Raw genomic sequence first — 13,194 nt, 5'->3', positions numbered from 1 at the left:
GCTTTTTTTTAGGACAAGTCATCAGTCAAAAATTGAAAATCCGACTGATTGTGTAAAGAAGACAAATCGTAGTAGGGAAACGATGTAGGAAGCGGGAAAGAGTAAAGAGACGAGAGATTATTTTTTTTGAGAAGGGAGACGTCCAGTGCTTGAGCAAATCCCGTTTTTACTCAGCCGCTTAGGCATGTTAGCCTTACTGGCTTTTTTATTGTCGCAATGGCGGATATCGCGCCATTTGTTTCAAACGTCGTCGCGCCGTAGTCATCGTTTCATTTTGCTGAGTGTTTTTGTCGTATCGGGTATTTTGATGAACTATGCCGGAATTGGTCTTTCGCCGGATAAAACGATTGATCCGTTACTCGGATTAGCCGTTTCACCGGACCAGTGGATCGTCGACACCCGATTGACGATTATCGTCACGAGTGGTCTGCTTGGTGGTCCGCTCGTCGGCGGTTTGACCGGGTTACTGGTCGGATTTCACCGGTATTACCTCGGTGCATTCGGTGCGGAATCGGCTTGGATCATTGCGGTTGGAACAGGATTGTTGAGTGGGTTGTACAGTCGCCAGTGGCGCAGGAAAGACGGCTATTCCTTGCTCCAACCGATTGGTATCGTCTTAACTGCTGTCATCCTCGACATTGGTGTAGCATTGATGTTGGCGCCGGACCAAGCCCGTGTACTGGAATTGACACGTCAAGCCGTCTTTCCGATGTTGTTTACGAATGCAGTCGGAATCAGTGTCTTCATTGCGATCTTACGGACGCAGTTGAAAATTGAGAATGAATTGTTCGTTCGCGAATCCGCACGTTCCTATCGTTTATTGGATGCGATTCGTCCGTTGCGTAAAAATGGCATGACGGTTGATGTCGCCCGGAAAATCGGATCGACAATCTTGGAAGAAACGAAAATCAACCGTGTCGTTTTACTTGGACCGGATGGGATTTTGGCCGATGTCCGGACGGGACACGATACAGCGGATTTATTCCAGCATCAGACGATTTTAGAATGGGTGGAGACGGCTGCCGTTTACCGGTCGGAAGATGAGCTGACGCGTCAAATCATCTCGTTTCATCCTTTACAGGTCGAAGGAAAGAAAGCTGGCATTGTCTGTTGGTTTCCGGTCCATCTGTTCGATGATACGATGGAGCGAACGATGGAACAGTTGGTGGATCTTTTGGCACGCGAACTCGTCGTTCATCAAGAGGAACAACTGAATCAATTTCCGAACACCAGTATTAAACCGATCCTGAGTCCGAACTACCTCCTCGGGATCGTCGATGAAATCCATCAGACGGCTGATCCGGATACCCCGGTCAAACAACAGCTCGGAGCTTTGCGACAACTGCTTACGACAGCACGACGACTCGACATGTATCCCTTACGTGAAGAATTACTGACCTTAAAATCTTACTTGTCGCTGGAAGGAATCCGCCGGTATCATCCATTGACACCGGCTGCGGTCACGATTGATTTAGATATCGAAACGGCCGTTGAAGAACATTTTGTCTTTCCGTTGCTCGTGACACAGCTTGTCGATAATGCGTTACGTCATGCCTTTCCCCAAAGCGGTCCGTATCACCGGATTGATGTCCGGGCATTTCAGGAAGAGACACACTGGGTGCTTGAAGTGTCGGACAACGGAGTCGGTATACCGGCCGAATTCTTAAAACGCTGGGAGCAGGATAAAAAGACGGAAACGAGTAATTTGTTTTTATTACGACGTGCTCTTCACCGGCGATACGGTGAGCAGGCGGGGTGTACGATTTATTCCCGACCGGGTGGAACACGCCTGAAACTGACGTTGCCCCTTACGACCGATCAGATGTAACAATCGTTCGATTCGGATTATCGGAATCGAACGATTGTTTTTTTTTAGCCAATCCTGGGTAAAAATGAAAGCAAGAGTAGATCGATACAGGAGGATAAGCGCATGATTACAACAAAAGAAGTCGGTTTTTCCGGCGAGCAGCCGATCATCGCTTTTACATTGATGAATCGTAACGGACACAGCGTGGAATTACTCAATTTGGGCGGGAAAATCACGGCAATCCGTGTTCCGGATCAACACGGGACAATTGAGAATGTCGTCTTAGCCTTTGATGATATGGAAGAATATTTAGAAGATCCCCACCATTTAGGGGCAACAATCGGACGGGTCGGCGGGCGGATCGCCAACGGAGCGTTTGCATTAGAAGGGATGAACTATATCCTGGAGCAAAACGAAGGAGAGCATCACCTTCATGGAGGGAGCGTCAACTGGTCGAATCGTTTTTTTGATTATGAAATCGACGGTGAGCTGTTACATCTGCTCTTGACGAGTCCGGATGGAGAAAACGGCTATCCGGGTCAACTGGATGTCCGGTTGACGATTGACTGGACGGACGAAGATGTACTGATTTTGACGTATCACGCGACGACGACGGCATCGACACCGTTCAGTCCGACGAATCATACGTATTTTAATTTGACAGGAAATGCGAAAACGACGATTGAGCAACATCGTCTCCGGATGGATGCGCCGTTTTACGTACCGCTAAATGAAGAGTCGGTTCCGATGGGCGAGATTTTATCCGTCAACGAGACCGTCTTTGACTTCCGAAAAGCGCGTTCTCTGTATGAAGTGACGCATGCGAGTGACGAAGCGTTGCGCCAGGCCGGCAGTGGTGTTGACCACCCGTTTTTACTGAAAGAAGGCGGAGAAATCGTCTTAGAGGAACCGGTCAGTGGCCGGATTTTACGTGTTGAAACTGATCAACCGGGTGTCGTCGTCTATACGGGAAATCATTTGGCAGGAGACTTTACAATCGCCGGGCGCCGGGCGACACCCTATCTCGGGATTTGTCTTGAGACACAAGGATTGCCGGACGCGATCAATCAACCAGATTTTCCGTCTGTCGTTTTGCGGGCAGGCGAGGTCTATGAAAAGCGGACGACCTTCCAATTTAGTCGAGTGCAGTAACGTTTTTTTGCTAACATCCGAAGCGAATGTGGTAGGATAAAGCGAGAAGAATCTAACGGAGGCATAGGAAAATGACTAAAATAGCATGGGTGACCGATAGTATGGCCTATTTCAAAAAGGAAGAGGCAGAAGCAATCGGCGTCAATGTCGTACCGATTCAAATCATGCTCGGTGAGACAGCATACAACGAAGATACGATTACTGTCGAACGGTTATTCCGAGCGCTTGAGGCAGACAAGAAGTTAGTCGCCAAAACCTCGCAACCGATTTTTGGGGAGTTCGTCGGGACGTATGAACGGTTAAAAGAAGAAGGATACGACTGTGCGATTGCCGTCCACTGTACAAACGGTTTGTCGAGTACGGTCCAAAGTTCAGCATCAGCAGCGGAAGCGGCGAGCTTCCCGGTCCACATCATCGATTCACATACAGCATTTGAAAACCAGCAGGAGTTCATCCGTTTCGGGATGGCGCTTGAAGCAGCAGGTAAATCAGTCGAAGAAATTACGGCTGCCTTGCATGCATTGGCAAAGAAGACACATTTTTATATGATCGTCGGGAACATGGAGACGATGCGCCGGGGTGGACGTGTCTCGTCCGGTGATTTGTTCCTTGCTAACCTGCTCAGCATCAAACCAATCATCACGACGGATGAAGCGGGAAAAATCGTCCCGTTTAAAAAAGCGCGGTCGCTGAAAAAGGCTTACATCGAAATCATCAAACAGGTCGAAGAAGCGATGCGTCAGCATACGTTTTATAAAAACCGGATTTATGTCGCGACGACGATGGCACCAGAGATGGCAGCCGATTTACGGACACAAGTCGCAGCAAAATTCCCGGAACTGACGGTGCTCGACGGCACGTTCGGTCCGGCAATCGGAACACACGCCGGAGCAGAAACAGTCGGCTTGTTCTGGCTGAATGACTAAAAAACAATGAAAAACCAGAATCGATTCCTTGAGACAGGGAACAGATTCTGGTTTTTTTCTTGTGTTTCAGGCAAGAATAATTCCTAAAAAAGCGGCACCAATTCCGCAGAGGTAACTGAGTCCGAGATACAGGACCAGTGTCTTTCGATTTTGATTCTGGACGAGCTGTAACGTTTCCAGCTTAAAGGTCGAAAACGTCGTAAATGAGCCGAGAAATCCTGTCCCGAGCAACAACGTCCAGGTCGAATCGAGGTGGGAGCCGATGACAAGACCGAGTAAAAACGAACCGAGCACATTGATGATGAATGTCGCCAGCGGAAAATCCTTTTTCCAAACCGTTTTGGTCCATTGGCTTAAGGCGAAGCGGCTGATTGCCCCAAAAAAGGCACCGGTCGCAAGCGCGAGGAAATTCATGAGACCTCCTCCTTTTGAAAGCGGCGTAACCGGCGTGTTCCAAGTAGATAACCAACGTAAGACAACAATAAGCCCCCAAACAAACTGAGACTGATATAGGCGAACGCATAACTGTAGACACCAGCCCGCAACAATTCAACCGATTCGACACTGAACGTCGAGAAGGTCGTGAAGGAACCGACAAAACCGGTTCCGAGTGCCGTCATTGCATACTGATGCAGTAAGGTCGTCTTAAATAAAAAATGTGTCGCGTAACCTAATACGAAGCAACCGATTAAATTGATGGTTAACGTCGTCCACGGGAACGCACCCACCACCACATTTCCGATGAGAAGACCAAGACCATACCGGGCAGAGGCGCCGAGTATGCCGGCGAGCCCGACTAATAGATAGAGCATAAGGAGCCCCCTTCCACTCATTTTTGTATTCAACATACGCTTTTCAGAAATCATGCGTCAAGTCATGAAAATTTTCATAGAGACTAAACGTCATCTTAAAATTGGACGATAAGAAAAGTGTACGAATCCAACAGAAGGAGTTTTGCAGATGGTCTCACCGCTTGAACGATTGAGTACAAAAATACTCTCTCGTCTGATTCCTGTATTGATCACAGTTGCCCATCCCTTGATTTTTATTTTTGCTCAAATCGGCTATGTCCCGATGAGCGTCTTTTACCAATTTTTAGCCGGCGGACTGTTATTAACAATCGCGTTGCTTGCCGGAAATCAGTTTTTTGGTGAAAAGCCAAGTGGGAAATACATTCAAATCGTCTTGACGTACCTTGTCCTTGCACTGGTGCTCGTCACCTTACCGTCCCAAAGCATCTGGACGATTGCCTATCTCTATCTGACGATCTCGATTGTCTATCTCATCCCGCACCTGGTCGTGCTCGCAGGTGTCCTCGGATTGTTTGAACTGGTTCTCTTTACGCTGCTCGGAACCATCGTGTTTACGAACACGTTTGACATGATCGTCGCTTTCGTTATCTACTTGATGGTCTTTTCGGCAGCGACGTTCGTCGCCGTATTTGGGCGAAACGTCATGCGGGAAGTGAAACGTCAACAAGAAAAAGCGGAACATTACGCGGAGACGTCTCAACTGACGCTTCGTCAGTCAGCGGCGACCGCAACGGATGTCACGACGTTCACGGAAGAGATGAGTGAAACGGTCGATACGGCAAAAGCCTCGTTCGAGAAAATTGATCAGGCGATGCAGATGCTGGCTGATAATTCTTCGAAAAATGCCCAATCCGTCCGACAGATTAAACAGATGAACACTGATAACGTCGAGTTGATGACGGATGTCGCGACAGCCGTCGACCGGGCACTTGCCCTCAGTTCGTCATCAAAAGTCACGGCCGAGCAAAGCCAGGCTACGATCAGCGAGGCCGGCGAGTCGTTACAGCAATTAACCGAAAGTATGGATGAATCGGTCACCGCCTTTGGACAGCTCGCCGGACGCTTCAAAGAGATCGTCAGCATCACCTCGAGCATCAATGCGATTGCGACACAAACCAATCTATTGAGCTTAAATGCCTCAATCGAAGCGGCACGTGCCGGTGAATTCGGTAAAGGGTTCACCGTCGTCGCCCAGGAAATCCGGAATTTGTCCGCGCAGACGGCAGCGGCTTCGACGGAAATCAATCAGATCATCGAACGGGTTGATCGTGATGTCATGCAGACCGGTAATTCGATTGATGCCAGCACCAACTTACTGCGGGAGCAGGAAGCGCGGATGCAACGGAGTCAAACCGCGTTGCAGACGATTGCGACTGATTCGAACGATTCCGTTCAGGCAATCAGCGGTGCGCAGCAACAATTCGCGACGATTACAAATAGTCTCTCGAATATCGCAGAGGCTACCGGACAACTCGACGCCTTCATGGATCTGTTACTGACGAGCAGTGATCAACTGTCCGGTCTGACGCGTTCGCAAGTCGAACAAATTGGTGATTTACAGCAAGCGATTCATACACTAAACGAGACCGCATTAACCCTTCAACAGACGGCCCATGCCTGATATCTGTGTACCGATTCTTAAGAGTCGGTGCACTTTTTTCGTTTGTCACAAGTGGTGAACGGGAACAACTAAGAGGTACAACAATCAGAGGAGGAAATCACATGAAAGCAGCCTATATTGAACAGTACGGTGGATCGGAACAATTTAAAGTGGGGGAACTGGATCGTCCGATCGTCGGAGCAGATGACATATTGATTGCGGTGCATGCAGCAAGTGTTAATCCCGTTGATTGGAAGTTGCGTGAAGGGTACTTAAAAGAAATGCTCAGTTACGATATGCCGCTCGTCATTGGTTGGGATGTCTCCGGTGTCATCGAAGAAGTCGGAGAGAACGTGACAGACTTGAAGGTCGGTGATGAAGTGTTCAGCCGTCCGGATATTGCCCGTCAAGGGACTTATGCGGAATATGTCGCCGTCGACGCCCATCTTGTCGTCAAGAAACCGGAAGCGTTGACGTTTGAGGAGGCAGCATCACTGCCGCTCGTCGCCCACACGGCATGGCAGGTCATGTTTGAAGTGATGGACGCGAAAGCAGGGGATAAAATCTTTATCGGTGCCGGTTCAGGCGGTGTCGGAACGGTTGCGATTCAGCTTGCGAAAGCACACGGTTTACACGTCATCACGTCGACGAGTACGAAAAACGTCGATTGGGTCAAAGCGCTCGGAGCAGACGAAGTCATCGACTATAAACAGGAAGATCCGGCAGAAACTGTCCGTGATCTCGATTTTGTGTTTGATACGATGGGCGGCGATGGACAAGCAAAGCTGTACCAGATGCTTAAACCAAACGGAATGCTCGTCTCGATTTCAACACCACCGGACGAAGATCAGGCGAAGGAAGCACAGGCACGCGTCGCCTATGTCTTCATGCAGCCGACAGGCGAGCGGCTGCAACATATCGCCCAAGCAGTGGAACGGGGAGAGTTGAAACCGGTTGTCGACCGTATCTTTGATTTGGATCAAATCAAAGAAGCACATGACTACGGAGAAGAAGGTCATGCGAAAGGGAAAATCGTCATTAAAGTGAAGTGAGTAAGAAAACAGAACGCGCTCTCAAATAGACGAAAATCAATAGCCTTATGAGATACACAGGCAAGACTTCGCTTTCCTCGGGCGAAACGTGAGCCTCCTCGTCGCCTGCGCGACTTGCGGGGTCTCACCGGTTCCGCTTTTCCCGTAGGGGTCTTCGTCTTGCCTGCTTCTCTAACAAGCTACTGAAAATCACACAAGAAAGCCGATCCCTTCTTTTTTCAAAAGAAGAGGAATCGGCTTTTTGCATAAAGCTGGATTTGATGGTCTCAATAGACTTGTTCGGATGCCAACAGTCGGTCGAGTAACTGTAACGTGTCCGGTTGATTAATCAGCATCTGTTGCAAGTGCGGCCGTTCTTCCTGTAAGAATTCCCGGTAGAGACGTGCCGCTTCGATATGCGTTGCCGGGACGAGGACGTTATAAATCGCTTCAAGACGCAGACGTGGAGATTCCGGTAAATAGTCAGGAACCGTTTTTAAACCGAGTTGCGCCCGGTCAGGAACATACCGGTGCAACAGGACTTTGGCAAATTTGATCAGTGCACTCCGTAACATCTCGACCGCCCATAATCCATTCCCGCGACCGGCTGCTTTATGATACTGGAACAGAAACCAGACGGAATCAATCGCTTCATCCGCAGCTTCTTGTGTCCCGAGTGCCAAAGAAGAAGTCTCGACGTACGCATCGAGTTGTCTTTTCGGGTCATACAAGACACGAATCGTATCGGAATGATTCAACGATTCGCGGGTCACCGTAAACAGGTCGACATGCAGGAGATCATCGTACACGACAATCAGTTGCGGTGCGACAATGAAGATGTCGTCTTTCCAGATGATCGGACGATAGACAGACAGGTGCGTCAGTCGACGGGTTAAAAATTTAGCCATTCTGTCTTCTGACACAAGACAATAGAGATCGATATCCGAATAGACATCTTCTTCTCCGCGTCCAAATGAACCTTTCAAAAAAATCGCTTCGACAGCCGGATCTTGCCGTAAACGTGCTACTAACTGTTCAATCGCATGAAGTTGATGCATGGGGCTCGCTCCCTTATATAGTCTATTCAGTCAGTATAAGTGAAATAAGGGATATTATTCCATAAAAAAGAGCGATTCCATTAAAATGAATCGCTCGTACTAGAAGCAAGTGTTGGTGTCGTATCTTGAAGCATATCTTTCTGCGCCAAATGTTCTACGTGTTTTTCGCCCCAGGCATTGATAGCGTTCAGAACAGGAATCAACGTTTTTCCGTAATCCGTCAGCGAATATTCAACACGCGGCGGGACCACCTGATAAATTTCGCGGTGGACGATATCGTTCAGCTCGAGTTCCCGGAGCTGGGCTGTCAGCATTTTTTGCGTGATGTTCGGGAGATTCCGTTTCAGTTCACTGAATCGGAGCGTGTCATGGGTGATCAGTTCGAGCAAAATCGAGGGTTTCCATTTCCCGGTCAGAATTTCGAGTGCCGTCTCGACGCGGCAGCTTGGTGTCTCTTCCATGGCGGTTCCTCCTTAATGGTATCGTTTAGGATACTATACCACTTCTTTGTGCCTACTTCCGTTCCTGTCACTTCTGATTGATAATGAAGATACGAAGCGAACTTATGAGGAGGAAGCAAAATGAACATCAATCCAAACATTACACTCGGACCGGTCAGCTTACGGATTACCAATCTGGAACAATCGATTGCGTTTTACCGGGATGCACTGGGATTAAACGTTTTAAAACAAGACGAACAGACGGCAACACTCGGCGCGAAGACGACACCGCTCGTCATTCTGGAGCAACACAGTACGGCAAAACAACTCCCGAAAAATTCAGTGGCGGGTCTGTATCATTTCGCGATTTTATTACCGAACCGGAAAGAACTCGGATTCGTCATTCGTAACTTGATTGCCCAAGGAATTGAACTCGGGCAAGGGGATCATCTCGTCAGCGAAGCGTTTTATTTATCAGATCCGGACGGAAACGGGATTGAGATTTATGCCGATCGTCCGCGTGATACCTGGACGTATGAAGCAAACGGTGACGTCAAAATGACGACGGATCCGGTTGACTGGCAAAGTATGCTCGTCGAGGCGGGTGAGGAAGACTGGTACGGCATGCCGGTAGATACGGTCATGGGACATGTTCATTTTCATGTGAAGTCACTTGAAGCAGCGCGGAAGTTTTATGTGGAGACACTCGGGTTTGATGTCGCGGCGGACGCTTCCCGGATGCGGGCATTGTTCCTTGCTGCCGGCGGCTACCACCACCATATCGGAACGAACGTCTGGTCAGGGGTTGATGCACCGAAAACACCGGCTGATGCAGTTGGCTTAAAATACTGGACGTTAATTTATCCGGACGCGGCTTCGCGTGAAACGGCAGTCGCAGCACTCGAACAATCTCCTTACGAAGTCAACCGGCAAGAGGATGCAGTCTACGTCACGGATGATGCCGGCATTACCGCCCGTTTACTCTCTAAAGGATAATCACCATAGAAAAAAGCGATTTCGATAACGAAATCGCTTTTTTGACGTCTCTTAATTTTGACCGGACAAAGCTGACGGTGCATTACCGTCATAACGGCTGATCAATTCATAAGGACGGACTTTATAAAGGGCATGCGGGAAGTAATGCGGATCCATCGCATCAAGCGTCCGCAACTGGAAATGTTCCCGTTTGATATACGTTTCGATGTTCTCGCGGTTCAAGTCGAAGAAACCGACTTCTGCTGTTTCACCTTCTTGCGGACGGAGTTCTCCGCCGGTATAGGTGCCGCGGAAGGCGACACAAAGAACGTGACTTGAGACGTTTTGATAAATACCGGTAATGCCTTCAATCGTGACATCCGCTCCGGTTTCTTCTTTGACTTCCCGGTGGATGGCGTCGAGAATCGATTCGTGATTCTCGACCTGACCACCCGGCATTTCATACGTGTCACCACGATGGAGATTACGGACGAGCAGGACTTCTCCGGCTTCGTTCGTGATATAAGCGGTGACACTGACGATGGCCCGTGGCGGAGCATAGACGCCGGTTGCCGTCAAAAAGTCTTCCGTTGATTTAATATAAAGGTTTTTCCCGAGACGGGCGCGTTTTTTCATCGCTTCGCGGCGTAACGTACTGCCACGGACGTCCCGGTCGACTTGTTCGTAATGTTCGCGATCACGATATTCCCAGATGGCGATGACTTCATCTTCTGCTTCATTCACCCAGCGACCGACAAGACGGGCGCCGTGGCTGATTTGTAAAGGGTAGAGATACGTGTGAAAGAACTCGGTAAATTCCTGCAGTCGTTCCGGGCGGATCGTATAGGTCTTCCGGCGATGTAACATGGAAATTCCTCCTCTATCTTTTAAGCAGTTAGGTTCCTTGACTACCTTCTCGCATCAGGGGGAATATCCCTGCTTTTCTGTCGGATTCGATGTGAAAAAAGCGACTTTGCAGGCGTAGTAATCTTTGCGCATGTAAAAGAATATTTTTGTAGCAAGAAGCAGAAAAAGAAAAAAGAAAGAAAAGAAGAGGGCTCAACTCAAGAAAATTCGGGCATACTTTACTTATAGAGAGAAAAAAAGGACGTGAGAGAATGGTAGATGTTATGGCATTGGTCCGATTAGCCGGCGGGATTATGTTTACGCCGCTGTCAGATGACGTCCTGATGATGGGATATGCTGCGTTACGAGTCCGGGAAGGAATTCATCCGGTTTTGATTTGGTTAGCCGCATGGCCTGTCTTTTTTATTGCCTTTGCCTGGTTCTATCTGTTGGCACGCTTTTTCCGTGAAATTCCATTCGTCAAACGGTTGATGAAATCAAAATTCATGGAGCAGGCCGAATCGATTTTAGAGCGCCGTGGTTTATGGGCCATCGGGTTGTCGTTTTTCTTACCGGGTGTCCGGCACCCGATTCATTACGTAGCCGGGTTACTTGATTATCCGTTACCGCGGTATTTAGTAATGACATTCGTTGCGGCAGGGCTGTACACCGGATTATGGACGTTCTTGATTGTCCGAATCGGTGAAGTCGTCACATGGTCCGAACTCGGAGTATGGTTAAGTGGACATCCAGGTATGGTACTTGTAATTATGGCAGCGTTATTGACAATTATTATTTCAGGTGTCGTGCACGCAAAACGGCGAAATCGTCTAAAAAAAGAAGAAGAATTCGTCACGGAATAAAAACATCCCCTTCAGAAATGATTCCTGAAGGGGATGTTTGTGGTTTAGGTGGAAACTCTTATGCGTTTTGACGTTTGCGTGCGAGGACGATTCCAGCTGCACCGAGTGCGAGACCGAAGAGTGCGATCGCACCAGTCGTTCCAGCTGTATTGCTGTCGCTCATGCCGCCGTTACCTGTATTCGGCATTGAACCTGGTGTACCATCCATGAATTTCTCAGGTGATTGTTTGACGATCGCTTCACCGAGGTTTTCACCGACGCCGTACATGTAAGCATACGACTCACGGAATGTATCAGCTGATCCTTTGTAGTCGCCTTCGACGTACTGCATGAACGTATCTTGGACGTATGTCTCGTGACCAGAGACCGCTTCTTGTGCCGCTTTTGTCGGAAGGTTTTCTTCTGTTGCTGCGCCAAGGAACGCACCGAAGTCATTAGAGAACATTTTGAGCATGTCTTGTGCGTCGCCCATCAATTTCTTGTCGTCGTTGATCGCTGCTGTGACGAGGTTTGCTTGCGCTTCGATGTGGTTTTTTGTCCAGACTTGCTCGAACTGATCCGCGCCCGCTTGACCGTAAACGGATTTCATTGCCGCTTTGAAGTCAGCTGTGTGCATGTCTTCTGCCCAGTTCGCTGCATCGTAGTCTTTCGCTTGATCGACGCCTGCCGTCATGCTGATGTTGGCCAGTGCGACGTGCTCAGCTGCGAGGCTGTTGAGTGTTGACCGGAGGTCAGCTGCTTTTGTATCGGCTTTCGTGTTGTCGAACTTCTCAGGCATCTGTGTTGTGATCGCGACTGAGAGTGCTTTCGAGATATCATACATGCGGCTGTATCCTTCGCGGAACGTGTTGTACGATCCTTCGTAGTCACCAGCTGCATATTGTTGGAATGTTTTATAGACGTCTGCTTCGTGGGCACGGAGAACTTCTTCCGCTGCTGCCTTCGGCAGTTTACCTTCTGTTGCTGTATCAAGGAAGCTCGAGAGGTCCTGGACGAACTCTTCTGTTTCCGCTTTTGACGCGTTGATGCCGTCTTGGTCGTCCGCTTTCACGGCTTTGACGAGATCGGTTGTGTATTTGTTGTGGTCAACGAAGATTTTTTCGAATTGTTTTGCGCCTTCGTCGCCGTAGACAGAAGCGATCGCCGGTGTCATGTCGAGTGCGTTCTGTTTAAGTGCTGCTTCATAATACTGGGCATCTTTTGATCCGTCATATTGTTTTTTCATGTCCATGACGGCAAGCACGAAGTGCTCAGAGAGTAACTGATCAAGTGTTGCACGAAGGTCAGCGGCTTTTGTTTTGACCGTGACGTTTTTCGCGCCGTCCTCATGTTTCATGTCATCTCCGCCACCAGAAGCGAATGCTGCTGTTCCTGGTAATACGAGTGCTGCTGCCATTGCTGTTGCTGCGAATTTTTTCGTGTTTTTCATTTTGTCTCATCCTCTCAAATTTGGGTGTGTATTTTAACCAATTTGGTAATTCATTTCCTCGTCGTTCTGAACAGCATACGTGCCCGGATTGGAATTGGATTTAAAAAAGATTAAAAAATATGAAAAGATTTCAAAATCATTTAGAGAACTTGTAGAAAAAGTAAGCACTATCATATAGAAGCTATGAAATAACTGTGGAAAAATAACTCGTATCGTCACTTAATTAACACGCAGAGATATCACCGGAATGCCAAA

Annotated in this window: 13 protein-coding genes; 7 read left to right on the top strand and 6 right to left on the bottom strand. The window is 48.6% G+C overall.

Annotated features, from left to right (window positions below):
- Positions 1-145 precede the first annotated feature (145 nt).
- The 3 genes from P402_RS0115270 (at position 146) to P402_RS0115260 (ending at position 3,885) form a co-directional block, all read left to right on the top strand.
- Positions 146-1,828: a LytS/YhcK type 5TM receptor domain-containing protein gene (locus P402_RS0115270; protein WP_026829476.1), complete on the top strand. Its 1,683-nt coding sequence runs from the start codon at positions 146-148 to the stop codon at positions 1,826-1,828.
- 102 nt (positions 1,829-1,930) lie between these two features.
- Positions 1,931-2,959 carry an aldose epimerase family protein gene (locus P402_RS0115265; protein WP_026829475.1) on the top strand — a complete coding sequence of 343 codons (1,029 nt, stop codon included), beginning with the start codon at positions 1,931-1,933 and terminating at the stop codon, positions 2,957-2,959.
- Between the two features lie 71 nt (positions 2,960-3,030).
- Positions 3,031-3,885, top strand: a complete 855-nt coding sequence (locus P402_RS0115260) for a DegV family protein (RefSeq protein WP_026829474.1) — start codon at positions 3,031-3,033, stop codon at positions 3,883-3,885.
- A 66-nt stretch (positions 3,886-3,951) separates the two neighbouring features.
- On the opposite strand, the gene crcB (P402_RS0115255) is transcribed toward P402_RS0115260, so the two are convergent.
- Together crcB (P402_RS0115255) and crcB (P402_RS0115250) are read right to left on the bottom strand one after the other, a co-directional pair.
- Complete coding sequence (crcB, locus tag P402_RS0115255; protein WP_026829473.1) at positions 3,952-4,299, bottom strand: fluoride efflux transporter CrcB; 348 nt, start codon at positions 4,297-4,299, stop codon at positions 3,952-3,954.
- On the bottom strand, positions 4,296-4,697 hold the full coding sequence (gene crcB, locus P402_RS0115250) for a fluoride efflux transporter CrcB (RefSeq protein ID WP_012369189.1): 402 nt from the start codon (positions 4,695-4,697) through the stop codon (positions 4,296-4,298). The genes crcB (P402_RS0115255) and crcB (P402_RS0115250) overlap by 4 nt, the downstream gene beginning before the upstream one ends.
- Before the next feature lie 148 nt (positions 4,698-4,845).
- Between crcB (P402_RS0115250) and P402_RS0115245 the strand changes: the two genes are divergently transcribed.
- Together P402_RS0115245 and P402_RS0115240 are read left to right on the top strand one after the other, a co-directional pair.
- Positions 4,846-6,318, top strand: coding sequence for a methyl-accepting chemotaxis protein (locus P402_RS0115245; protein ID WP_026829472.1), 1,473 nt, complete (start codon positions 4,846-4,848; stop codon positions 6,316-6,318).
- A gap of 101 nt (positions 6,319-6,419) precedes the next feature.
- Entirely contained in the window at positions 6,420-7,349 is a 930-nt protein-coding gene (locus tag P402_RS0115240) for an NADP-dependent oxidoreductase (RefSeq protein WP_026829471.1), read from the top strand.
- A gap of 266 nt (positions 7,350-7,615) precedes the next feature.
- Here the strand turns inward: P402_RS0115240 and P402_RS0115235 are convergent, their stop codons facing one another.
- Both P402_RS0115235 and P402_RS0115230 read right to left on the bottom strand, forming a co-directional pair.
- The gene (locus P402_RS0115235) at positions 7,616-8,386 is read right to left on the bottom strand and encodes a nucleotidyltransferase domain-containing protein (protein ID WP_026829470.1); all 771 of its coding nucleotides are present in this window, start codon (positions 8,384-8,386) and stop codon (positions 7,616-7,618) included.
- A gap of 80 nt (positions 8,387-8,466) precedes the next feature.
- The gene (locus tag P402_RS0115230; protein ID WP_012369193.1) at positions 8,467-8,847 is read right to left on the bottom strand and encodes a winged helix-turn-helix transcriptional regulator; all 381 of its coding nucleotides are present in this window, start codon (positions 8,845-8,847) and stop codon (positions 8,467-8,469) included.
- 120 nt (positions 8,848-8,967) lie between these two features.
- Between P402_RS0115230 and P402_RS0115225 the strand changes: the two genes are divergently transcribed.
- Positions 8,968-9,822, top strand: a complete 855-nt coding sequence (locus P402_RS0115225) for a VOC family protein (RefSeq protein WP_026829469.1) — start codon at positions 8,968-8,970, stop codon at positions 9,820-9,822.
- 51 nt (positions 9,823-9,873) lie between these two features.
- Here P402_RS0115225 and P402_RS16780 read toward each other — a convergent pair whose 3' ends face one another.
- On the bottom strand, positions 9,874-10,668 hold the full coding sequence (locus tag P402_RS16780; protein ID WP_051525182.1) for an NUDIX domain-containing protein: 795 nt from the start codon (positions 10,666-10,668) through the stop codon (positions 9,874-9,876).
- Between the two features lie 251 nt (positions 10,669-10,919).
- On the opposite strand from P402_RS16780, the gene P402_RS0115215 reads away from it, so the two are divergent.
- Positions 10,920-11,510: a DedA family protein gene (locus P402_RS0115215; protein ID WP_026829468.1), complete on the top strand. Its 591-nt coding sequence runs from the start codon at positions 10,920-10,922 to the stop codon at positions 11,508-11,510.
- Between the two features lie 58 nt (positions 11,511-11,568).
- On the opposite strand, the gene P402_RS0115210 is transcribed toward P402_RS0115215, so the two are convergent.
- On the bottom strand, positions 11,569-12,939 hold the full coding sequence (locus tag P402_RS0115210) for a copper amine oxidase (protein WP_026829467.1): 1,371 nt from the start codon (positions 12,937-12,939) through the stop codon (positions 11,569-11,571).
- Positions 12,940-13,194: the final 255 nt, after the last annotated feature.

Origin of the sequence: Exiguobacterium sibiricum 7-3, from assembly GCF_000620865.1 — a bacterium.
GTDB lineage: Bacteria > Bacillota > Bacilli > Exiguobacteriales > Exiguobacteriaceae > Exiguobacterium_A > Exiguobacterium_A sibiricum_A.
This window is presented reverse-complemented; position numbering and strand designations above follow the sequence as displayed.